This is a genomic window from Bifidobacterium sp. (genome assembly GCF_051876855.1).
Classification (GTDB): Bacteria; Actinomycetota; Actinomycetes; order Actinomycetales; family Bifidobacteriaceae; genus Bifidobacterium.
Genome location: NZ_JBJEIH010000024.1, coordinates 52,918 through 76,980, shown reverse-complemented (window position 1 = coordinate 76,980; position 24,063 = coordinate 52,918). Strand labels below are relative to the sequence as shown.

The window sequence follows — 24,063 nt, the reverse complement described above, 5'->3', positions numbered from 1 at the left end:
CCAGAACAATCGAAAATCCTTGGAATTCCACTGTTTCCAAGCCCACAAACAATACCCCCGAACCGGATGCGCCCAACTCGTACGACGCGAATGTTACGAGCAAAACACGCCTGTTTCAGCAAAGCAACGACCCCGTTTCGGAATGCCAAACGGGGGGCAACACGCGGGTGTTAAACATTTCCTTGTCAGGTAAGACGGCGACGAAATCCGCAGTATTCCGCCACCGTTGTTGCGAAATACATAATCAAGGAGATACCGCGATGACATTGGCAGAAGACATGCCCCAGATTGTCACTGAAAGCGTTCCGGGCCCCAAGACCCAGGAGTTCCTCAAGAAGCGCAACGAGAACGTCCCCGCCGGACTGTGCTCTTCGACATATCCGATCTGCATCAAGCGTGGCGAAGGCGCCATGTTCGAAGACCTCGACGGCAACAAGTTCCTTGACTGGGTCGGCGGCGTCGGCGTGCTCAACATCGGCTACTCCCGTCCGGAGCTCGTCAACGCCGTGCAGGACCAGGCGACCAAGTACTTCCACACGATTTTCAACGTCATCGGCCATGAAGGCTACGTGGATCTGGCAGAAGGCCTGAATGAGACGATTCCGTGTCGCGGCGAGCACAAGAAGACCTATTTCGCAAACTCCGGCGCCGAATGCGATGAGAACGCAATCAAGATCGCCAAATCCTACACCGGTCGGCAGGGTGTTATCTGCTTCTCCGGCGCATTCCACGGCCGCACCAACCTGACCATGGCCCTCACCGCGAAGAAGGCCTATTCCAAGGGCATGGGCCCGTTCCCGGCGGATATCGCCCGCGCCCCGTACCCGTACCTGTATCGCGCGCCGAAGGGCTACTCGGAGGCGGAGGCCATCGCCTACTATGTGGACGGTCTGAAGAAAGTGTTCGATCAGGGCATCCCCGCCAATGAAGTCGCCTGCCTGCTCGTCGAGCCGCTCCAAGGCGAAGGCGGTTTCATCCCCGCCCCAATCGAGTGGGTCAAGGCCGTGCGCAAGATCTGCGACGAGAACGGCATTCTGCTCATCGCCGACGAAGTCCAGTGCGGCAACTGCCGTACCGGCAAGTACTTCGCCTCCGAGTACTGGGCCGAGGCGGGCGCCGCCCCGGATATCGTGACCACCGCGAAGTCCCTCGCCGGCGGCATGCCGATTTCGGCGATCACAGGCCGTGACGAGGTCATGGACGCCGCCCCCGCCGGCACCATCGGCGGCACCTTCTGCGGCAATCCGCTGTCCTGCGCGTCCGGCCTGGCTGCGATGAAGATTTACAAGGAAGAGGATTTCCCGGCCAAGGCACGCCATATCGGTGAGCAGGTGACCGCGGGCTTCAAGGCGATGGCCGAGAAGTACGACGTCATCGGCGATATCCGCGGCCTCGGCGCGATGATCGGCGTGGAATTCGTCAAGGATCGTGAAACCAAGGAACCGGCCACCGAGCTCGTCGCCAACCTCATCCAGGAGGCTCTCCAGCGCGGTCTGCTCATGGAATCCGCAGGCACCGACAGCAATGTCATCCGCTTCCTCGCCCCGCTCGTCATGACCGACGAGCAAACCAAGCGCGGTCTGGAAATCTTTGAGGAGTCCCTCAAGGCGGCTCTCGCGAAGTAAGCGGCGCAGGTGGTTGCCTTACGTATTCCGTGGATTCGACGGATTCGACGGATTCGACGGATTCGCCTGTGGCAATCGTCCCGATAACGTATCACGTAAGTGGCGGGTCATCCTATCGCAACGGTTGGGTGGCCCGCCACTTGTATGTCTGCAAGAATCCCGTTGCCAATACCGGCGTTCAATCCTCGATGGCGTCAAGATACGGCTGCAACTGGGCAAGCAGCCGCGGAACATCCACCGTGGCGGTGACGTACAGGGCGTCAGGGTCGATTTCGTCGTATTCATGGACGATGGCGTTGCGCAATCCCCGCAGTTCATGCCACGGCAGCTGCGGGACCTCCTCGAGAAACCCGTCGGATAGCTTCCGCGCAGCCTCCTGGGCCTGGACCATATCCATAGCGACCGAATTGAACCTCATGTAATCCGTTTCCAGCTCCTGAACCGAAGAAACCGCGCTGGCATCACGGCTTGCCCGGGCCAGATGTTCCGCGAGGCGGATGAGATTCGTGTCATCTCTGAATCTCTGGTCGGTATGTCGTCGATGCATCACACCACCCGAACCATATCGCGCTGAATATGCTCATAGAATCGCCTGCTTGCGCGACTGCGCTGCGCGTGTCGACGCAGTGAAACAAGCGAGGTCAGCGAGACTTCCCTACCAAACGACCGCTCCAGTTCACCCTTCAATCGTGCAAGGTCGCCCATGCCGGATTGGCTTGCCTCCCGCGAGACATACAGCAAGTCGATATCGGAATCGTCATCCGCCTCCCCACGAGCGAATGAACCGTACAGATACACTTGTGCAAGACCGTATTTCGCGGCGATAGCACCGGTGACCAGCTTCACCGTCGTGATATCGACAGTACTACCGGACTTCACTGTGATACTTGATGTCGCCGTGAGATCGGAAAGGGCATCGTCATACCGTTGCAGGAAATCCTGGGTCGGATTGCCGCCGTGTTCCGCCCGGGATAATGCCGATTGCGTGGTGCCCATCCGTGACGCCACCGCTTGCTGGCTCAACCCCGCTTCAAGACGGCGGGCCTTCAATGCGTTAATGGTGTCCATAGCACCACTATATCATATATGCTATATATGTCGTTCCAGGTTATCGGAAGGGCCGGCCGGTGCAATACAGCAGCCGGCCGGCCCTCAGCGTGCCTGCGTCAGCAGGTCACAGCGCCTCGTTGTAGGCGCGCACCTTGAGCACGCGGCGGGAGGATTCGACGTTCTCGATGATGATGCGGCGCAACGCACGCGGCGCATCGGCGTGCTCGCCGAGCCACTGGTCGCCCAGCCGGACGAGTTCCGCCGGATCCGCATAGGACGGGTACAGTCCTTCGAGCAGGGCCTCTGCCATGTGGAAGGTCTTGTGTTCCCACACCCAGTCCACCTGGTTGAAATACTCGGCGGCGTACGGCTTGGCGAGATCCTCGCGCGGGGTGGACGCGAAGCCTGCGGCGACCGCTTCAAGCTGCATGTTGGTCAAATCGCCGTTGTGCAGCGCCTGATCCCACGCCCACGCCTTCGCCTTGGTCGTCGCACGGCTCGCACGGGCTCCGTAGGCGAATTCACGGTTCTCGGTCGTGTCGCGCTTGGCGAGCTCCTCGTCGATGCGTGCGTTGTCGATGGCGTTCACACCGGCGAGCGCCTTGAGGATCGTCCAGCGCATGTTGTTGTCGATGTCCAGCCCCTCGAGCTTGACATTGCCGCTCAACAGGCCCTCCGCATTGGCAAGGAACCGCTCGTCGCCTTCCACGCCGTAGGTGAGGTAGGCGCCGACCAGCTGGAACTGCTCGTCGGAGCCGGCCTTCGCCTTGCCGGCGAGCTTCCACAGGCGCTCGGCGGTGTTCTTCGCCACGTCGGCGCTGCGGACGGGGGCGACATAGTGGTGGGCCGTCGTGGACACCTGGGCGAGCGCATAGCGGAAGGTGGTGGACTCGTGTTCGGTCGCCAGCGCGTCGAGACTCGTGTTGATGAAGCGTTCGGCCGGGAATTCGCCGTCACGGGTCATATCCCACAGGGACAGCCACACCACGGACCGCGCAAGCGGGTCAGCGAAGCGGTAGAGGTTGTCCGCCGCGAATTCGAGGGATTGCGCGTCGAACCGCAACTTGGTGTACGTCAGGTCATCGTCGTTGACGAGGATGAAGGCCGGACGCTTCTTGCCGGCGGCTTCCTCGACGGTCGTATGCTCGCCGGTCACGTCGAGTTCGAACCGGTCGGTACGCACGATCTGCCCGTCGGCGTTCTCGTTGTAGAAGCCGACCGCCAGACGGTGAGGCCGCAGCACGGGATGCTCGGCGGGCGCGCTCTGGTCGAGGGTCAGCGTTGCGATGGTGCCGTCGGTGTTCTCGTCAACGCGGGCGCTGATGGTGTTGATACCCGCGGCTTCCAGCCACTGCTTGCTCCAGGCCTTGAGGTCGCGTCCGGAGGTCTGTTCGAGTTCGGAGAGCAGGTCGGCGAGCGTGGCGTTGCTGTACGCGTGCTTGTTGAGGTAGTGGTTGATACCTTCGAAGAACTTGTCGCGGCCGACATAGGCGACGAGCTGCTTGAGCACGGACGCGCCCTTCGCATAGGTGATGCCGTCGAAGTTCACGTAGGTGTCGTTCAGGTCGTTGATCGGCGCAACGATCGGGTGGGTGGTCGGCAGCTGGTCTTGCGCCTGGCCCCAGCTCTTCTCGCCGGAGCTGAAGGTCGCCCACGCGTCATGCCATTCGGTCGCCTCCGCGGTGGCGAGCGTGGACATGAATTCGGCGAAGGATTCGTTCAGCCACAGATCATTCCACCACTTCATGGTCACATAATCGCCGAACCACATGTGGGCGAGCTCGTGCAGCACGGTGACTACGCGGCGCTCAGCATACGCGTCAGTCACCTTGGATTCGAACACGTACTGGTCGCGGATGGTGACCATGCCGATGTTCTCCATCGCGCCCGCATTGTATTCCGGCACAAAGATTTGGTCGTACTTGGCGTACGGGTACGGCACACCCCAGGTCTTGGCGTAGAACGCGAAGCCCTTCTTGGTGATGTCGAACAGGTAATCAGCGTCCTTGTCGAGCGCATCCTTGAGCGCCTGACGGCAGTAGAGCGCCATCGGGACGGTACGACCGTCCTCGTTCGCGTATTCGGTGTGCCACTGCGCATACGGACCGGCGCAGATCGCGGTCAGGTAGGAGCTCATCACCGGGGTGGGCTCAAACGTCCACTGGCGGGAGCTTTCCGCCGGATGGTCGCCGAGCGTGCCCTCAGCGGTGATATGGTCCACGTCTTGCGTGGAGATGACCGGCATATTCGACGTGACGATCCAGCTTTGTGGGGCGAGCACGTGGAACTCGAAAATCGCTTTGAGATCAGGCTGGTCGAAGACCGCATAGACGCGACGGGCGTCCGGCACCTCGAACTGGGTGTACAGGTAGATGTTGCCGTCGGAGGGGTCGACGCTGCGATGCAGGCCTTCGCCGGTACGCGAGTACTGGCAGCGGGCGGTGACGGTGACCTCGTTGTGCTCGAGCAACCCGGCCAGTTCGATGCGGTTGTCGCGGTAGGCGGTCGCCGGGTCGAGTGCCTTGCCGTTGAGGGTGATCGAGGTGACGTCGTCGGCGATCAGGTCGAGGAACGTGCTCGCACCGGTGTTTGCGCCGAAAGTGATGGTGGTGGTCGAACCGAAATCCGTTGCGCCTTGGGTCAGGTCGAGGCTGACGGCATAGTGGATGGGCGCCTTGACGATGGATTTACGTTCCTGTGCTTCTTCTCTGGTGAGGTTCGCGCCTGGCATGTCGTTCCTTCCTTGTACGGCCTTGGCTGCATGTCGGAATCCGCCGGTTGGCACGGTGTAACTGTCCGTGGTTGCCGGCCGGTATCGAAATTCGCATGGCTGATGCCATGATGCCGTGTATACGCAAAACATCGCGACTCGGCATGTGAGCCACGCCGCGCCGCGATGTTGGTTGTTCTTCAGTGCTTGCCGCACTGGTTGTCGATAACGTGACGATTCTACGCCACGGTACGGGCAATGTCCATTATTCGACAGAACCGGGTGTGCTACAAGGGAAAAGTCGCAGGCAGATGATATTGGCGGAGCTGGGAATCACTGGTAATCATGGGGCAACCACAGGAAATCACAGAACAGCAATAGGACAATCGCAGAACAAACCGCGCGACCCCGCCGATAATATATCCGATGATATATGAGTGAGCGCCGTCCCACGAAGATGGTGGAACGGCGCTCACTCATGAATTGCCGCTGAATCACAGCTGTCGTCGCCGCGAAAATCGACGCGAAGCCGTGCCGCTCGTTCAGCGCAGCGGATCGTCCTCGTCGCGCTGGGCGATATCGGCGACCACCGGCACGATAACCGGCTTGCGATGCAGCTGACGCGCGACCCAACTGCCCAGCGTACGACGCATGATCTGCTGGAGCTTGTGCGTGTCGCGGGTGCCCTGCATCATCGCGTCCTGCAACTGCTCGACGATCTGGTGACGGACCTTTTCGAACTCGCTTTCGTCCTCAGCCACAGCGTTCAGGTAAATCTTCGGGCCGGAGAGCACGTCCGCGGTGTCGGTATTGACCACCACGAAGCTCGACACGAAGCCTTCGGTGCCGAGGATGCGGCGCTTCTCGAGATCCTCATCGGTCAGTTCGCCGACCGAATCGCCATCGACATACACATAGCCGCACGGCACAGAACCGACGACCGCTGCCTTGCCATGGTACAGGTCGACGACATCGCCGTCTTCCGCAAGCACGACGTTGTCCGGGGCCACGCCCGTCTTGACCGCAATCAAGCCGTTGGCGACCAGATGGCGGTTCTCGCCGTGGATCGGCATCGCGCACTTCGGCTTGATGATGTTGTACAAGTACAGCAGTTCGCCCTCGTTCGCGTGACCGGACACATGAACCGCCGCATTGTCTTTGTTCACCACGCGGGCGCCCAGCTGGACGAGCTTGTTGATCACACGATACACGCCGTTCTCGTTGCCCGGGATCAGCGAGCTGGCCAGGATCACGGTATCGAACTCGTTGACGGTGATATCGCGATGATTGCCGTCGGCGATACGCCCAAGCGCCGCCATCGGCTCGCCCTGCGAACCGGTGCACATGTAGACGATCTTGTCGTCCTGGATGTCCTTGGCCTTCTTGAGGTCGACGACCGTTCCCTCGGGGATGTGCAGGTAACCCAAATCGGCTGCGATGGACATGTTGCGCACCATCGAACGGCCAACGAAGACGACCTTGCGGCCGTACTTGTGGGCGGCGTCGACGACCTGCTGCACGCGGTGCACGTGGCTGGAGAAGCTCGCGACGATGATCTTGCGAGTCGCTTCGGCGAACACGCGGTCAAGCACCGGGCCGATCGTGGTCTCGGGGCGCACGAATCCGGGGACTTCCGCGTTCGTGGAATCCATCATCAGCAGGTCGATGCCACGTTCGCCAAGCTTGCCGAACTCAACCAAATCAGTGATCTTGTGGTCAAGCGGCAGCTGGTCAAGCTTGATATCGCCGGTGTCGATAAGCGAGCCGGCGGGTGTGCGCACGCATACGGCAAGCGCGTCCGGAATCGAGTGGGTGACGGTCACGAACTCGAGATTGAACGGGCCGGCCTTGATCTTGTCACGGCCTTTGACCTCAATCATCGTCGGGCTGATGTGGTGTTCCTTGCACTTGGCTTCTACGAAGGCGAGCGTCAGCTTGGAACCGATCAGCGGGATGTCCGGACGCAGCTTGAGCAGGTACGGTACGCCGCCGATATGGTCTTCGTGGCCGTGGGTGAGCACCAAGGCCTCAACCTTGTCGAGACGGTCCTTGATGTAGTGGAAATCAGGCAGGATCAGGTCGACGCCCGGCTGCTCCTCCTCGGGGAAGAGCACGCCGCAATCGATGAGCAGCAGGTGGCCGTTGTATTCGACCACGTTCATGTTGCGGCCGATTTCGCCAAGACCGCCAAGCGGCACGATACGCATCGAGCCCTTGCGGTACTTCGGCGGGGCGATCAGCACATCGTCCTGCTGGGGGGCCGTGGCGAACTCCTGTGGGCGCGATCCACGGCGCGTGGTCGTACGGCCGGTGTTACGGGCTGACGACGTGCGGGCGCGGCGGCCGGTATGCTGGCCGCGCCTGCGGGAATTGCTCTTGTTCTGTTCTTGTTCTTTTGCCATTTCCTCGTTGGGTTTCTGTTACTTAGTGCCCGCGCCTATACGTGGGCGAGGTAGTGCCCGTCACAGGAGGCCGGCGGCGCGCATGCCTTCGCGCGCGCGTTCGAACTCGGGTTCGCCCGGTCCGACATTCGGCAGACGCATCGTCGTGCAATCCAGCACGCCGCGAACCTTGAGCGCGGCTTTGGCCATGACCGCCTGGAATCCGGTGCCATTGAGCGATTCGACCAGCGGGGAAAGCTGGACGGCGATCTTTTGCGCCGTATGGATGTCGCCTTGATCGAACGCATTGGCCAGATCGCGCATCGGGCCGGCGGCCGCATGGGCAATCACCGAGATGATGCCGACGGCGCCGACGGACAGGAACGGCAGGAACAGACCATCATCGCCGGAATACCAAGTCAGACCGGTTTCCAGACGCTTGCGCACCGCTCCAGCGATGTCGCCGGTCGCGTCCTTGACCGCCTTGACGTGATCCAGCTCAGCCATACGACGGTACGTTTCCAGCTGGATGTGCACGCCGGTGCGACCCGGGACGTCATAGATGATGATCGGCTTGTCCGCCGATTCGTTGACCGCCTGATAGTGACGGAAAATGCCCTCTTGTGAAGGGCGGGAATAGTACGGCGCCACCACGAGCACAGCGTCACAGCCCGCCTCTTGCGTCTGCTCGACCATGCGTACGGTGTGCGCGGTGTCGTTCGAGCCGGCACCGGAGATAATCGGGACATCAACCGCTTCCTTGACCGCGGTGACGAGGTCGACTTTCTCCTCCATGTGGGTGACCGGCGATTCGCCGGTTGTGCCGTTGACCACCAGACCGTCGGCGCCATCCGCGACCAGCTGCTTGGCGAGCTTCTGGGCTGCTTCATAATCGATGGAACCGTCAGTTTTCATCGGCGTCACCATAGCGGGCAGAATACGCCCGAACGGGGCCGGATCAAGAAGATGCATGGTGGTATCACTCATACTTGGTAACCGTACCTCTGGGGTGGGACGCAGACCCCGTCTCCCACAAGCCCCACTTGAGGCTTCCAAGCCACCCAGCGTCGGCACAACTCTCTACCGACACTCAGGACCATCTCAGCGTCGGCAAAACCCACCACCGACACTCAGACGGTGCTCAGCGTCGGCAGAAACAGAAACGCAACCTTCTACCGACGCTCAGGACGGTCTCAGCGTCGGTAGAAGGAGGGAAGTGAGGTTAGAGGTTGAGGAAGTGGTCTAGGCCGATGGTGAGACCGGGGTAGTTGCCGGACGCAATCTTGCGCACGGCGAGCAGGACGCCGGGCATGAAGGAGAAGCGGTCGAAGCTGTCGGCGCGAATCGTCAGCTGCTCGCCGGCGTTGCCGAACAGGACCTCCTCATGGGCGTTGAGGCCGCGCAGACGCACCGCATGCACGTGGATGCCGTCAATCACCTGGCCGCGCGAGCCGCCGTCGGTCTGCGTATTGTCCGGGACAGCGCCAAGACCGGCATCCTTCCGCGCTTCGGCGATGGCGTGCGCGGTGTGGATCGCCGTGCCGGAAGGCGCATCCACCTTATTCGGATGATGCAGTTCGATTACCTCAGCGGATTCGAAATAGGGTGCCGCGACCTTCGCGAAATAGTCCGCCAGCACCGCGGAAATCGCGAAATTCGGGGCGATAAACACGCTCTGGTTTTCGCGTGGAGCCTTGGCGAGCGCGGCACGGACCTGGTCGAGTTTCTCGTCGGTCCATCCAGTTGTGCCGACAACCACGTTGACGCCTTGGGCGACAAGAGCGAGCACGTTGTCCAGCGAGACGGTCGGCACTGTGAATTCGACGACGACATCGGTGTTTTCGGGGGTGATCTGCGTAAGGTCGTCACCCGCGTCGAGCGCAAGCGCAAGGCTCGTGTCCTCTGCCCCGTTCACCGCTTCGACCACGTGCGACCCCATGCGTCCCTTGGCGCCGACGACGGAAACCTTGATCATGTTCGCTCCTTGCCTGATTCCGGACGGCCCGTATGCCATGAATCGCATCGGACCGCCCGGATATCATCAATACACCCTTACGAATACTTACTCTTATGAATCTAAAGAGACGCTTCGACGGCTTTACCGGCTTTGCCTCTACCCCGCCGCGACAGCCTCCATCCGAGCAGTGCGATCGGTATGGCGCACGCGGTGGCGATCCACGGGATCATGAGCCCAGCATGCGGACCGGCATGATCGACGACCACGCCGGCGATGGTCGAGCCGAGCGACGTGCCGACGGTTCCGGCGGTGGTCACCCACGACAGGCCTTCGGTCAGTGAGCCTTCCGGCACGATGTCCTTGACGATGAGGTTGCCGGTCGCGAACAACGGCGACACGCACAGTCCGGCAAGGACTTCGAGCACACCGAGCACAATCAGATGATCCATGCTCAGACGGAACATCACGTATCCGCAGGTCAGCAGGCACAGGAAGCCCACCATATGCGACCAGTTTGAACCTTTGAGTTTGCGCGTGCCGAAGATGATCGCGCCAATGCACGAACCGAGGGCGAACATGGCGAGCTGCAATCCGAGGAATTTCTCGATGCCGAGCGCCTTGTAGTCGGCGGTCATCGACACGTCGAAGGCGTTGAAGCTGATGTTGAACACGACGAACACGGCGAGCAACGGCCCGATACCCGGATAGGTGAGCACGCTGCGATTGCGGCGGCGCGGGGTGCGCAGACCGCCGCTATCAAGCGTGACGGCCGTGCCGGAGCCGGTTTCAGGACCACGACTGACGGCATGCAGCACGTCGGCGTCGTCGGAAGGTGCGGGTTTGACCTCCACCACTTCGATAACGGGCGGCGCGGTGTTGCGCAACGAGAAGAACACCGCTCCCCCGATTCCGGCCGCGAAAGTCGGCACGAACAGCTGGGAGACCGGGCTGACGGAGGTTGCGAGGAAAGCAGCGAGAATCGGCCCGAGAATGAACACGATTTCGTCGACTGCGGCTTCCAAGGCGTACGCGGTGTTCAGCAACGACGCGTCCGGATTGCCGCGCAACGCGTATGCCCAACGTGTGCGCACGAGCGCGCCGATGGAGAACTGGCAAAGTCCCATGAGTACGGCAAGGACGAACAGTACGGCAATCGGCACGCGGGCCATTGCGGCGAACGCGAAGACGAACATGCTCGCCACTTGCAAGGCGAGTACCGGGAATCCGACACGCCGCTGACCGAGCCGGTCGAACAAGCGCGCGTAGAACGGTGTGACCGCCGAGACTGCGAGGATATACACCGCGCTCATGGTTCCGGCGATGGTCCAGTTGTCGTACAGGTGGTTGAGCGCGAGCACGATGCCCAGACTCATCATGGATATCGGCAGACGCGCGATGGCGCCGGAGATACAGAAGGCTTTCGCGCCCGGCAAACGGAACAGCCGCAGATACGGCGAACCGGCTTGCTGATCGACCGTTGCGGCGCTTGATGGCGTCGTAGCCAATCACTCACCCCGTTTCGGTTGCTGCCCCGCGTCGGAATTGCCGCCGCGCCGACGATGCCGTACGGTTCGGGACGGTTCGCCGGAATAGATATACAGGTCGTTCATCCGCCCGTACATCTTCTCGACATGGTCTTCCGGATGGTCGGCGGCAATGCGTTTCGCGTTGCATACCAAGCCTTGATGGTCATAGAAGCTGACATCGCAGCTATTGTCCGTGTGCAGGAAGTAGCGTTTGACGCCACACGCCTGGAAGTAGGCCATCAGGCGCCGCCACAGACCTCCGCCCACGCCATGGCCGCGGGCTTTGGGCGAGACGAGGAACAGCCGCAGCTCCGCCTGGGTGACTTTGCCGATTTGGCTGATGCGCTCGAGACGGTTTTCCGCGCGATGCCAGTACAGGGTCTCGCGCAGGGCGACGGAACCGGTGTCGTCGGCGCGCAGCCGGTCGTCGATGCCAGCGAGTGTTTCCTGCGCATGCGGATACAGCGGGCGTTCACCGTCCACTTGTGCGAAAGTCAGGCCGAGGACCTTGCCGTCAAGCTCGGCGACTTCCGCTCGGGTGGTGCCTTCGAGGTAATGCATGACGAATCGTTTTGAGACCATCTGCGACAACGGGCGGCGCTTCGACAGCGGACGGAATCCCCATGTCTGGTCGTATTCGTCGATGATCGCGGGAAGGTCCGTTGCCGTCAGCGGCCGGTAGGTAACAGCGTTGCCACCTGTGGCGGCGGCATCCGATGACGTCTCGGGCATGAGCACGGCAGATACGGCAGGTTTGGCATGGCTTCGGGTCGTCTGCAACGGGACGACGGCCTGCGGCGAGCGCTGAATAGATGAGCGGTTGCGGTTCTCGATGCGCGCATCATCGGTATGGTTACGAGATGATGCCTTGGCGTTGTGGATATGGTCGCGGATCGCGCCCATGATGTTCCTCACTTTCGTTTCAACTCAGCATCCGGCACGTGTGCCCGCCCACACATGCTGCTCGAGGGTCGCGGCCCCGCTGACATGACCGTCCACGGACGCGTTTTCCAGTCCGTGGACCGCCGCCCGCGCCCACGCGCAGGTCAGTCGTTGTCAGATTCTTCGGGGATTCCGGAGCTCAACTCGGCAAGGATATCCTGTTCTGTTTTCCCGCGCGCATGTAGCTCGCGGTCAGCCTCTTGGGGCTCACTCAGATAGTACAGGGTGGCGTCGATGGAGCCCAACGGGATGTTCTCGACCCGCGAAAGCAGCAGCCGATACATGTCCAGCTGGGCGAGTTTCTCGTCGATGTCGCTCGGTTTGCGCGGTTTCCTTCCGGTTTTCCAGTCGACGACCGTGAACCGCTTGGTATCGTCCTGCGGATCGAGGCCACCGTAGAAGACCGCGTCAAGCTTGCCATGGACGATGATGTCATCCAGTTGCGGCAGCGAAATGACGATTTGGCGCTCAGCGGCTTGGGGGCGACGTTTCGCCCACCGGGACGCGACCAATCGGCGTTCCCAGGTGACGAGCTTCCGTTCGAGCGCGGTACCTTTCGCGCTGGTACCAGCTGCTGCACTGGCGTCTGCTTTCGCGTTTGTGTCGGCAGGGGAAGAACCGGCAATGGAAGCGCTTGCAGCGGCGGCACCGCTTCGAATAGCGTCCACAGAGCCTTCAGCGACGCCTACAGAGCCTTCAGGATTTTCAGCCTTTGCAGCGGACAGCAGCTGAGCGCGAGTATTGAGGTCGCTGATCATCGCCTCACGCGTGGTCGCGGCGGATGCCGGAACGGCAGTGTCGGGCGCCTGGCCGTCGATGCCGGAAGCATCGGTGTCTTCGATGATTCCGCTGTCATCGTAGGCGTTCACGAACTGCTCGGCCCAAGCATGGAACAGGGTTCCCGCTTCGGCGCTCGGCGAGGCGATACGCGGAATTGGCCGGATCATACCGCGCCAATACTGTTGCAACTTGCGGTTGTCGGTCTGGCCCGCCTGCGTCTGCAGGGAAGTGACCGAACGGCGGCTGTTCGCCATCAGACGCACGGCGGCCTGCTTCACTTGGTCGTCAAGATCGTCGGGGACGGTGGAGAGCTGGTATTCCTGCGGCTGCAAATCCATATCGTTCAGCAGGGCGCGCGTCCTGCGCGACAGCACGTCGATTTCGCTGATATCCCATGGCTCGGTTCGCCCGTGCCCTTGGGAGGCGTCACTCGGCTTGGATTCCGGCGATTCCGTGGAGTCCGACAATGCCGTAGATACCCGCGATTCCCCGGATTCTTCGGATACCGCGGATTCCGACGGTTCCACAGATTCCACAGACGCCACAGACTTCACGGATTCTGCCGATGTCATCCAGTCGAGTGTCTCTTGCGCGGATTCGTCGAGCTTTCTGCGGATTTTATCGCTCAAGTTCGCCGGCCACGCCAAGCTCGTTTTTTCGTGGATTAGCTCCACAGGAGTCGTCCACGCCTGTCCCACGACCGCGTCCTCGAAGTCCTGCGCGCCATCGCCGACGAAGAAACCATCCGGTAGCGACTGGCCGACGGATGCGAGCGTATGCGGATGTCCGTCCTTCGGGTCTACGTTCTGGTCGGATTCGAGTTCGCGCCGATCCGCCCATGAGGGCAGCGCCGCCGGTTCCAGCCCCTCCGCCTTCGCGTAATGCCTCATGGAATCGTACATTTCCTGCCAGAAGACGGACCGGGTGTTGCTTTTTCCGTCTTCGGACCACATGTTGATGCTGCTTGACTGCGTTGCGGTGACGAAGACCTCGTGCTTGGCACGGGTGACGGCGACATACGCCAATCGCCGTTCATCTTCATGCAGGCGTCGGCCGTATTCTTCGCGCTGGGTGAGGAACAGCTTGTTCTTATCGATGGAGTCCATGCCGTCGATCGGCAAATTGCGGCCTGTTCCGTATTCCTCGTCCGCCAGGGTGAGCGTATCTTCGAATTCGCCGAAAGCTTCGGTCGGATCAGCGCCCTGGACGGCGTCATGAGGGAAGCGCGGCAGAATATCTGCATCGGCGCGAACCGGTGCGGGCACCATATCGGCACAGGTCAGCCATGTGTTGGCTTTTTCCGTGTATTCCGGCGGCTCCCACTCTCCTGCGGCGTTCGTCGAACTGACGGTCTTGGCGTCGTCGGCGGGTTTGACACTGAGGGAGTCGCCTTGGTTGCTGGGGAAGGTCTTGTCGTTGACGTCAACGACGGCGACGGCATCCCATTGCAAGCCTTTGGCCTGATGGATTGTCATGAGCACGACGTCGACCGGCTCCGTATGCACGGCAGCGGTCGGGTCGTCCACGGTTTTCAGCGAATCGACCCAGCTGATGAAGCCTCGCAGCGTCGCCTGACCGGCTTGCACGATTTCTTGGGTGTAGGTGCCGACCAGTTCGATAATAGATTCGACCGGCGCATGTGCAAGAGCCGGATTGACCGAATGCTGTGAATCGGCGAATGCCTGGGCGAGCACGGTATCGACGTCCAAATCCAAAGCGCGGATTGCGGTGCGAACCACATGCTCCAACGGCAAGCCCATGGCCTGTCGCACCTCGCGCAGGATGCCGCCGGCACGCACGACGGCATCCACCGCGGTCTCGTCCAGCTTGCAACCGGCAAGATCGGCGGGTTCATGGGTGTCGGCGACCACATCGGACAGGTAGACCATATGCGGCAGTTGCCCTCGATGTTCCCGCACGACTTCGGCCCGCTGCCGGGCCGTTTCCTCGCCTGTGGCGTAACCGGCTTGGACAAGCGCCTGATACCGCCGCTCAGTGTCTCGCTGATCAGCGCACCGGGCAAGCGCGGTCAGTTGCCTGGCTTCCATGTGGAATCGAGGGGTCGCCAGCAGACGCATCAGCGATTGCGAGTCGGTGGGATCCGCGGCGACACGCAGCAAGGCGAGGACATCGCGTACGTCCGCACGCTCAAGCAGGGCGGAGTATCCAACGGTCTGTACGCTCAAACCTTTGGCGCGCAACGCCTGCTCGTAGTACGCCATCTGCCGTTTGCTGCGGAACAGCACGGCAACATGCGGCCGCTCTTTGGCATCCGCCGCCGGATCGGCATTCGTATGGCGCGCGATGGCGAATTCGGCGAATCGCACGACGGCGTCGATTTCCTGCCCGAGTGTCGCATACTCCTGGACGCCGACCGTGCCACGTTCGGTGTTGTCGGGATTGTTGTTCAGCGGGAGCACATCGACTTCGGACATCCGCGAGCTGCTCCGCCTGCGGTGCGCTCGACGCAGCCCCAAGGTGAGATTGTTCGCCATCTGCAATACCATGCGCGGGTTCCTGCGGCTGATGGTCATCGGGTATGGCTTGAATCCGGGCTGTTCCAAATCGAACGCACGCTGAAAGATTCGCAGCGCGCCCGGGCTTGCGCCACGCCAAGCATAGATGGACTGGTATGGATCGCCCACCGCAGTTACCGCGGATCTGCCGGCATCAGCGATTGAACCGCCTGCGTCAGGGTGGAACAGCGCGGCGATCAGTTCTGACTGCGTGGTGGACGTATCTTGGTATTCGTCAAGCAGGACATGGGTGTACCTGTGGCGGTATTGCTGCCCGATGGACGGGAAACGCCTGACCAGTTGGTATGCGGCGATAGTGAAATCACTGAATTCAGCCATGCCGGCTTCACGCTTCGCCTGCTCGTAGGCTTCGACCAGATTGAGCAGGACATTGCGCTGCTTGGTTGCGCCGAGCATCTTCGCGCAGTGGAACAGCGCGGCATCGGCACGTCGCTGACGCCATTCTTCTTCCTGTTTCCTCACTTTCTCGGCATACTCTTCATCGGTGTCTTTCTTTGCTCTTTTGCGTCGCTTTTTCTCATCTTCACCCAGCGGGTCCCGGGACGGAATCACGGCGTTCCGCTCTTTGATATCGGCATCGACGATGTGCTGCACCCGCTCGATGAATGCGTCGTCCCAATGTCGGATGCGGCGCACCGCTTCGGCGACCGAATCGCAGTCACCACCGATCATGGCTCCACCGATGGCGTGCGACAGGTTGAGTAGTTTTCCGACAAGCGTGCGGAACTTGCCTTGCTGTGTGCCATCCGGTTCGTCGGTGTCGGATCCGTCGTCTTGTCCGTCGTCGCCGTCTTGCCCGGAAGCGGCGAACAGTTCGTCCAAATGCGCTTCGATGACGTTGGAGGCGAGTTGGATGGCTCCTGCATCGCTCAACGGCTGTGTATCCTGGTCGAATCCGACTAGAAGCCCGTATTGTCTGACGATTGACTGGAAGAACGCGTCATAGGTCATAACCGTGGGCTTGAGCAACATATTCGTGCTGGTCTGGAGCCCACCTGAGACCTTTTCGGACAGTTCGGCAGCCGCCTTTTTGGTGAAGGTCAGGCCGAGGATGCGCTCCGGCGGAACTCCGCAAGCAATGAGGTGGTTCACACGCGCGGTCATCGTCGTGGTTTTGCCGCTTCCCGCGCCAGCTACGACCAGTACGTCATCGTTTTCGGGCGCATAGGCGACTTGCCGCTGCTCGTCGCTCGGCTGGAATGTGTTCCCCTTAGCTTTCATTCCGTTCATACTTTCCTCGTTTCGAACACCGTGTTGATTTCCCCTGCGCACGCCGGGCAAATGCCATTCCCGTCGCAATATTCCAGATGCGCCTTCTGCGGATGCGCGGCAATCCGTTCGGACCGTATGGCGGCACCCGCGTAGAACACCCGGGCAATCATCGCCAACGCCCAAGCAATCTGGGTGCCGGCAGAGATTGCGGTAAAGTTTTCCCACAACTCTTCTCGCACTTTCGCAGGCCGTTCGCCGTTGTGGGGATAATCGTAGAGCTTTTCAGGATCACGGTAGTGGTACCGATTGGAGAACTCATGGTCGTTGAGATGTCCATCGACAAAGAGCGGGGGCTGGTACAAGGTTTCCGGAGCGTAGCTTTCCGCGGGAGTCGCGTTTGCACTGACATGGAACAATTCGCTTTGGGCAACCAACGGTTGGCTCGTTTCGCCGAGTCTGGCTCCTTCGGATGGGTAGGCCAGCCCCAGCTGGTAGCACACCAGCTGCAAATCGTTGAAAATCCCTTTGACGTCTGGTTTGTTGCCAGTTTTATAGTCGATGAGCCTGATGACTTGATTGCCGTTGACACTCCGGTGTTCCTCGCGGTCGATGCGTCCTGACAAGCGAATCGTCAGATCCTCACTCATCCCTTCTGGCCATCCGCCGACTAATGCACCCATTATTGCGCCGATTTCGGCAGCAGTCGCCGGTACGGTAACATTCTTAACTCTGTTGTATGCCTCAGCGATGTCGTTCAAAGTGAACTTGGCGTTGAATTCCTTCTCGCATTCAGCTGACTCGAGTTTGCCGACCTCGATTGGTTCCGTGTCTTTGCCGCCACTGAGTATCCCATACTCCGGGTCATTGGACTTCACGAAGTATGAGGCGATATTGTCCAGCATGGTGCTCACTTGAGCGTCTTTGTATAGCAGGGTGTAGCGATCGGCGGGGTCGCTGACCGTAGCGGGATCGACGCGCAATTCCTGATAGCGCGCCATCATCTGATCACTGATGACGGCAATTCGTTGATCCTCTGTTTCCCCCTGCTGGTTGTCAGGCGCGTCAAGATGCCAGTCCTGGCTGGCTTCCTGGGCAATCTGGTGGACGATGGTACCAATGCTCGCCTGCACTCCACCGGGGCGCGGTCCAGCGAACTGGTTGTCCATCATCCAGCACACCGGGCACGCCCACAGACCGTCAACGGACGACGGGGACAGTTTAACTTCGTTGGGGTTGTGTTGTTCCCCTTGACCAGTCTGCTCCCCTTGCTGCCGTACCGATATCTGGGTATCCGTCTCGGGCTCGGTATGCTCCCCGTTGCCCTCCGGCACCTTCGGCACCGCAGTGAGGAAGGACCAGTTGCGTGGATCTGCCGACAGCACTCCGTGGTCCTTAAGCATGGTCAGGGTCTTGTACGCGTCCTCACGGGCGTGCCGTTCAGTCTCAGTATCGCCGGTGTTGCGGGCGAGCGTGATACGAGCCGCCGCCACCAGACCACGCACGTCGGTGCACATGGCGTCGAGCTGCGCATCCAGAACCGGCATATCCGTTCCACTCTGTGCGACAGCGGTTTCACCTCCGGTGGCCATGCCTGCACCTTGGCCGCCTGCAACATCACCGTCTGCAACATCACCGCCAGCGGTCTCGCCTGTAGCAGACCCGCCGACATCTGAACCGTCGAAGCGTTCAGGAAGATACCGCAACAGGAAGTCCGACGGAATGAGATCGTCCGAGCGCACCGCAGTGAGCGTCACGTGCTCGCAGGCACGTGTCAAGGCTACCAGCAGGCCTTTCTGCTCATTGTGGAGCACTGTGGTGAGACGTTCGTCCCGATGCGCCCCGTGGTTCAATGATGGCAGCGTGCCATGCAATACGAGGTCGTCCAGGTCTTCGCCGCCGAACATTGTGTTGCGCGGCATGAGATTCGGCCATACATCCTGCTGCATGGCGACAATCCATACAAGCGGCCAGTGTCTGCCGCCCGAACCCGCCGGTGTCGTCAACGTGACCGCTTGGTCGATCGGCGCGACTTTGGCCAACGAATCCGCTTCGATACGCATCGAGCGCACCTTGCGGAAGAAGGCGGTGATATCGCCTCCTGCGCCTGCGCCGGAAGCGTAGTCGAACAGACGCATCGCCACGTCGAGCCGGTCGTTGGCGGCACGCCCCTCCTGCGAATTGACCAGCGCCGCCGTCTGCCATGCGGTGGCGACATGGCAACGCTCCCAAGCCAGGCTCAACACATACACCGGCTTGGTGTCGTCAAGCTTGGTGATACCGGAGGCAATCTCGCCCACAATCCGCCACAGGTTGCCGAATGCGCGAATATCCGCGTCATGACGGGAAATGGAGCTCAAAGCGCCCAACACTCGCACAGACGCGTCTTCGGTCTCCTCCCCCTCATCATGCGTTGCATCGTGGGCTGCCTGCGGGCAAGTGAGCAGCAAGTACATCGCGTCCAGCGTCAACGCTGGCGGCTCGGTCGCCTCGTCTGACGTTGCTTCTGGAGATGCCTGACCGCCTTGTTCACTAGCCTGGGTCAGCGCGTCTCGCAGCGTACCCCACTGCTGTTCCAAGAACCGCAACGGGGCTTCATTCCGAGGTTGTGCGGCCGAATCTGCACCAGCCCCACCGGCATTTTCAACACCCTCAACGTGACCGGTACCCATAGCATTACCGGTATCAGAAGTTTGGTCTGTCTTTCCGGCGGTCTGCTGCCGTATGACTGTGGACAGCGAGACCAGAGACTGCATGGCCAACTCCACGGGTTCGATACGCGCCGGGGACTTACCACTCTTCCGCCGAGCGGTAATCAACGGCGAACCCATGACCATGCGCACACGGGAACGGATGAACGCAGCCAGCCTCGAAATATTGTCCCGCCCGGCTGCATCCGCATCAGAAGCTCCAACGAATCGCGCATCATTGACGGCGGATGTGCCACGCAGACGCACTTGGGCGAGTTCAATCAACGCGAAGAGTCCTTGGACGAACGGTTCGTCCTTCAACGGCGTGGTCACCGACGAGTACCGCACCGGCACACCGTCACGACGCAGCCTCTCACCGAACGCCCGCACAGTCGCGTTGTCATGCGCAATAACCGCCATATCATTCCACGCACGCCCATGATCGAGATGCTCTGCCTTGATGGCGGCGACCACAGCTTCGAGCTCTTCATTCGCCGAAGCATACAGCCGGGTGCCCACGCTGCCGTCCTGGGTATGGTCAGTGATGCTTCCGTCCGACGTTTCAGTGTTGATAGATGCAATCGGATAGCTTCCGGGCACGACCGCATTCTTCCACGGACGTTCCGGAATCGGCATATCGAGTTGTTCTTCAGAGGCGATGTCAAGGCTCACCCGCGAGGCGACCAGATTGCGGTACCCACCCTGCTCAGGCTTGTCCAGCGCACCTACCGCGGCATGGAATACGCCCTGCGCCGCCAACAGACGCCCCAACGCATATTCTGGATGCGACCCGCGGAACGCCTGCACTGATTCGTCCGGATCGTCCACAATGAGCAACCGTGCACCGGCACCGGTCGCTTGCTTGAGGAAAGCGAGACCTGCGAGCGTCAAATCCTGCGCGTCGTCGACCACAATGAGTTCGGGAAGATCCTCTCCACTCAACGAGGGCACCGCGAGCGCCCCTTCAACAAGCAGCATGGACGGGTCAAGCCGGTATTGCCCCGGATAATTGTGCTCAATCGCCGCCGCATATTCCTGCCGCAATGCGAAGGCTAAACGCCACTGGACATCAAGCCGTTTCGCCTGCGGTCCCATACCCGCGCCGGAAGTCCCCGTCGCTCCGGCAATCGTGTGCAAGCGCCCAATCAGCGGCTGCTCGTCTGACTCACGCAGTCCTAGCTCATTGATGCGGGAGATGATATCGCGCAACTGGATGATGAACGCGTCGCTGATACCTTTGGTGAACATCGCCAGCGATGTGGATTCCGATGCCGCACCACGCCCGGAAACCCCGCTTGGGTTGGCACCCGCACGCACACCTTGCTGCGATACAGGATCGCAGACCATATCTGCCCAGGAATCTTGAGCGAAATACTCGCGCAACAGCGCGCATGTGGGGCATTCGTCTCCACTACGGGCATGCTGAATATGCTCGGCAACCACCAAACGCAGCAGCGCATCTTGTTCGGCGCCGTTGAGCAGACGCGGCAACGCCTTGCCCTCGGCCGACCGCACTGCCGTAATCACCCTGAACGCGAGTGCCGACATGGTTGTCACCGGACGGGCCTGAGAAACCGCCCCGAGCGCACGAATGGCCTCGTTACCCAATGCATCCGCCGCAACGCGTCCCGATACGGTCATCACCGCGCGTGTGTCCCCAAACGCGCGGATGCCCCCAAGCAGCGCGCGATAGGCGAACTGCGTTTTGCCGCTGCAAGGCGCTCCCAAGACCACCAACGTCCGGGTAGGATTCCCGGAGCTGTTCGTCAGCGTGCCGGCGAGCAACGCCTGCACCAAATCACCGCAGGGCTGCCCGCTTTCGCTGCGCCCGCCGAACGTCGTGTTGCTTCGCATAGATGTACCTCCTATGAAATCCATCATATGTGCGCGACACGCCGATGATTCGAAGCGGAACATCTACCGCAACCGACGTCCGGCATGACGTCAAACCCGGCACAACCGACGTCCGGTGGGGCACCAAACCGAGCGCGGCACCAGACCCGGCATAACACCAACCCAGCGCAACGCCTCAGCGTCCCGTCGTGCCCCTATGCCGCACCGGAATCGGCCCCTCCTTACCACGCCGCCGCCAACCGGCAATCAGCAGCGCCAACCAGCCCGCGGCGAGCGTGCCGACCCCTGCTCCAAGGCCGCACAACCTCGCAAGCATGGTATTCGGCGTGTCGTACGCCGTGTGGTCGGGACGGTTGGCAATCCGGTGTCCGCGCACCAGCAGGCGATGCGTGTTGACTCCGTAGGGCGTGCACGTGATGAGTGTCGCCTCGTCTTTGCCATAGTCAAGCGTGAGTTTGCTCAAATCGCTCGGCAGAACCACGTCGATGCGGTCAACCTGATAGGTGTAGGTCTCCCCCAGCACGTGGAAGGCGAAAGTATCGCCTTTCCTGAGCCTGTCAAGATTGCTCAGCAGAGTCGCCGACGGCAACCCCGTATGCCCGGACATGGCAGCATGTGTTGAGACTCCGCCCACCGGAAGCGACGAGCTTTGCAGATGCCCGATGCCAACTTGCAACACCGATGGGTCCGTACCGTGGTAAATCGGCAGCTGCACATGGATTTTCGGAATGCTCAGGTAGGCCATCACCCCATCCCCGGTCACGTTCAGCGTGTTGTCGTAGCGTTGGGTGTCTTCGCTGCTCGGATGCCACCGGTCGGGCACCGTTGCAAGCCACGCATTGTAGGCTCTCGCCTGATCGATGGCCTGCTTGCGTTGCGTGGTGGAAAGGCGGTCGGAGCGGCTCACGTAACCCGCGACCGCCGCGGATTGATGCCAACGGTTCCACCAGTCGCTGACCGTCGGGTACGCCAGAAGTCCCAATCCCACAATCAGGACGACAAGGAACGCCGCAATCACAGCGTCATAGATGCCGAAACGGCGCCGGGCCGTCTTGTCCTCATCAGACAAGACGGTTCCAACGCCGTTCGGCTCTGTCACGTAATCGGTCATACCAGCAGATTAATCGCGATCACGACGACGTGCGGCTACGATGATGCCAGCAAGCGAAACACCGACCAGCAGCGCTCCGCACACATACATGATGACCACGCCGATACCGCCGGTGGACGGCAGCAGGCCGCCGCTCGACGTGTTCTTCATTTGGATGACCATCGATGCGTCCGTAGTGGTGACTGCAGGGTTATCGCTCGTCAAGGTGACGGTACCATCCTGGAAGTTCGGGGTCACTGTAAAGTGCACCGGGCTGGCGGCAGAATAGCCCGCAGGCACAGTGGTTTCTCGCACTTCATAGGTGCCGGAGTCCAATCCGCTGAACACAGCTGACGCATCGGTGCCAGAGACTTCGGTCTCAGTGCCGATCTGGGTGTTGCAGCCCTTGTCATCGCAGCTGTAGAGCGAATATTTCGCGCCATTTGACAACGCTTTGTTATCGTTGTTTATGTTGTTGATCGTCAGCTTGTAGGTGTACAACGTCGCGGTGCTCGGGGCGGTAGTACCGGTCATGGTTGAATCGAGTGGATTGCTGGAATAGCTCACGCTTGAGCTGATGATGTTGCCTTTGTTGCCGAGAGTCGCACCAGATGTGAGGTGCGCTTTCATACTCAGGCGGATGCTGGTGCCTGCGGCGATGGTGAGCGGGGCTGTGGTATCTGAAGCTGTAGCGGTCTTCAGGTCGCCGAAACTATAGGTGCAACCGGTTCCGTCCGCAAGCTTCTGGACGGTGAAAGCACCGGAAGCAATCGGCGTCTCGTTATCGTCGTTGACCGCCGAAGCGGTGACCACAGGGCAGCCATTGTTATCAGCTGAAACAGCGGCGACACCAGCAGGAAGCTTCACAGTAAACGCGTACTTATAGGCATCATAAAGCGAATAGTTGGCCGGCAACGTGCCGGTGGCACTCCATGTGAAGTTCTTACCGATTGCAAAATCGTCATGATATTGCGCGGCTGGATTGCCGTTGTCGGTAGCAGAAAGAAGCTGGATGGTATCGGTTTTCACTTCCACATCGACACCGGGGTTTCCGGCATTATCATTCGTACTGTTCGCAGTATTGGCAATCAGCAAGGAGACGGTCGATCCTGCTGCGCTGCTGTCGTCGGTTTGTGCAATCAGATAGTAGCCTTGTGGCATATTGCTGAACGTCGCTTGGTAGGCACCGGGCTTCTGCGCGTCGGTAGTATCGGCGGACGCGTTAGCATCTGGAGTGATCGCGGAGTTCGCCTTGATTGCCTTGTAGATGGTCTTCATCTGCTGGTTGAGACCTTGTTGGCTTGAAGCCTTGCTTCTCAGCAAATCGTAGATTTCGCTCGCACTCGTCTTTCCGGTTACCGTCGTCAGCACATTGGTAATATTCGTATCGTTGTCACTCACCTGGATATCGCTGGTGCTGGTATCGCGGACGTTACGTAGCGTGTATGAGTAATTCGTACCGTCATCCGTGGAATTGAGTAGGCGGTAAGCAGTAAAAGTCGCGCCCTGCATGGCGCCGTGAACAACGATCTCCGAAGTAGGCCAAGCGTTCGTCACAGCTTGTGCCTTACGTGCGGGTGCCGTCGCCATAACCGCGGATGCGGCGAGCGTGGCGACGGCCAACATGGCCGCTGCAAATCGACTGGTTATCTTTCTCATAATTTTCCTTTCTCTACTTTGTGATGGTCTTGTGTTTTCGCAACGCCTTACTG

At 60.6% G+C, this 24,063-nt stretch carries 13 protein-coding genes; 1 reads left to right on the top strand and 12 read right to left on the bottom strand.

The genetic code is table 11. The annotated features are described in order from the left end of the window. Window positions 1–260 precede the first annotated feature (260 nt). Window positions 261–1,625, top strand: coding sequence for an aspartate aminotransferase family protein (locus tag ACI38B_RS01985; protein WP_439729302.1), 1,365 nt, complete (start codon window positions 261–263; stop codon window positions 1,623–1,625). A gap of 178 nt (window positions 1,626–1,803) precedes the next feature. Here the strand turns inward: ACI38B_RS01985 and ACI38B_RS01980 are convergent, their stop codons facing one another. From ACI38B_RS01980 to ACI38B_RS01925, 12 genes are all read right to left on the bottom strand, one after another. Then, complete coding sequence (locus tag ACI38B_RS01980; protein ID WP_439729301.1) at window positions 1,804–2,172, bottom strand: HepT-like ribonuclease domain-containing protein; 369 nt, start codon at window positions 2,170–2,172, stop codon at window positions 1,804–1,806. Continuing rightward, window positions 2,172–2,693 (bottom strand): helix-turn-helix domain-containing protein, encoded by a 522-nt coding sequence (locus ACI38B_RS01975; protein ID WP_439729300.1) that lies wholly within the window; start codon window positions 2,691–2,693, stop codon window positions 2,172–2,174. Before ACI38B_RS01975 ends, ACI38B_RS01980 begins: the two co-directional genes overlap by 1 nt. A 106-nt stretch (window positions 2,694–2,799) precedes the next feature. Continuing rightward, window positions 2,800–5,406, bottom strand: a complete 2,607-nt coding sequence (gene pepN, locus ACI38B_RS01970; protein ID WP_439729299.1) for an aminopeptidase N — start codon at window positions 5,404–5,406, stop codon at window positions 2,800–2,802. A 521-nt stretch (window positions 5,407–5,927) separates the two neighbouring features. Further along, window positions 5,928–7,787: a ribonuclease J gene (locus tag ACI38B_RS01965; protein WP_439729298.1), complete on the bottom strand. Its 1,860-nt coding sequence runs from the start codon at window positions 7,785–7,787 to the stop codon at window positions 5,928–5,930. 60 nt (window positions 7,788–7,847) lie between these two features. Further along, a complete protein-coding gene (dapA, locus tag ACI38B_RS01960; protein ID WP_029576628.1) occupies window positions 7,848–8,753 on the bottom strand; it encodes a 4-hydroxy-tetrahydrodipicolinate synthase in 906 nt (301 codons plus the stop codon). Window positions 8,754–8,988: 235 nt separating this feature from the next. Then, window positions 8,989–9,741, bottom strand: a complete 753-nt coding sequence (gene dapB, locus ACI38B_RS01955; RefSeq protein WP_439729297.1) for a 4-hydroxy-tetrahydrodipicolinate reductase — start codon at window positions 9,739–9,741, stop codon at window positions 8,989–8,991. A gap of 101 nt (window positions 9,742–9,842) precedes the next feature. After that, window positions 9,843–11,228, bottom strand: coding sequence for an MFS transporter (locus ACI38B_RS01950; protein WP_439729296.1), 1,386 nt, complete (start codon window positions 11,226–11,228; stop codon window positions 9,843–9,845). Then, complete coding sequence (locus ACI38B_RS01945) at window positions 11,229–12,152, bottom strand: GNAT family N-acetyltransferase (RefSeq protein ID WP_439729295.1); 924 nt, start codon at window positions 12,150–12,152, stop codon at window positions 11,229–11,231. Between the two features lie 143 nt (window positions 12,153–12,295). Next, window positions 12,296–16,738, bottom strand: a complete 4,443-nt coding sequence (locus ACI38B_RS01940; protein ID WP_439729294.1) for an ATP-dependent DNA helicase — start codon at window positions 16,736–16,738, stop codon at window positions 12,296–12,298. Continuing rightward, window positions 16,735–21,261 carry a PD-(D/E)XK nuclease family protein gene (locus ACI38B_RS01935; RefSeq protein WP_439729293.1) on the bottom strand — a complete coding sequence of 1,509 codons (4,527 nt, stop codon included), beginning with the start codon at window positions 21,259–21,261 and terminating at the stop codon, window positions 16,735–16,737. Before ACI38B_RS01935 ends, ACI38B_RS01940 begins: the two co-directional genes overlap by 4 nt. 175 nt (window positions 21,262–21,436) lie before the next feature. Continuing rightward, window positions 21,437–22,330, bottom strand: coding sequence for a class C sortase (locus tag ACI38B_RS01930; protein WP_439729292.1), 894 nt, complete (start codon window positions 22,328–22,330; stop codon window positions 21,437–21,439). A 51-nt stretch (window positions 22,331–22,381) separates the two neighbouring features. Next, window positions 22,382–24,010, bottom strand: coding sequence for a SpaA isopeptide-forming pilin-related protein (locus ACI38B_RS01925; RefSeq protein ID WP_439729291.1), 1,629 nt, complete (start codon window positions 24,008–24,010; stop codon window positions 22,382–22,384). Window positions 24,011–24,063 lie beyond the last annotated feature (53 nt).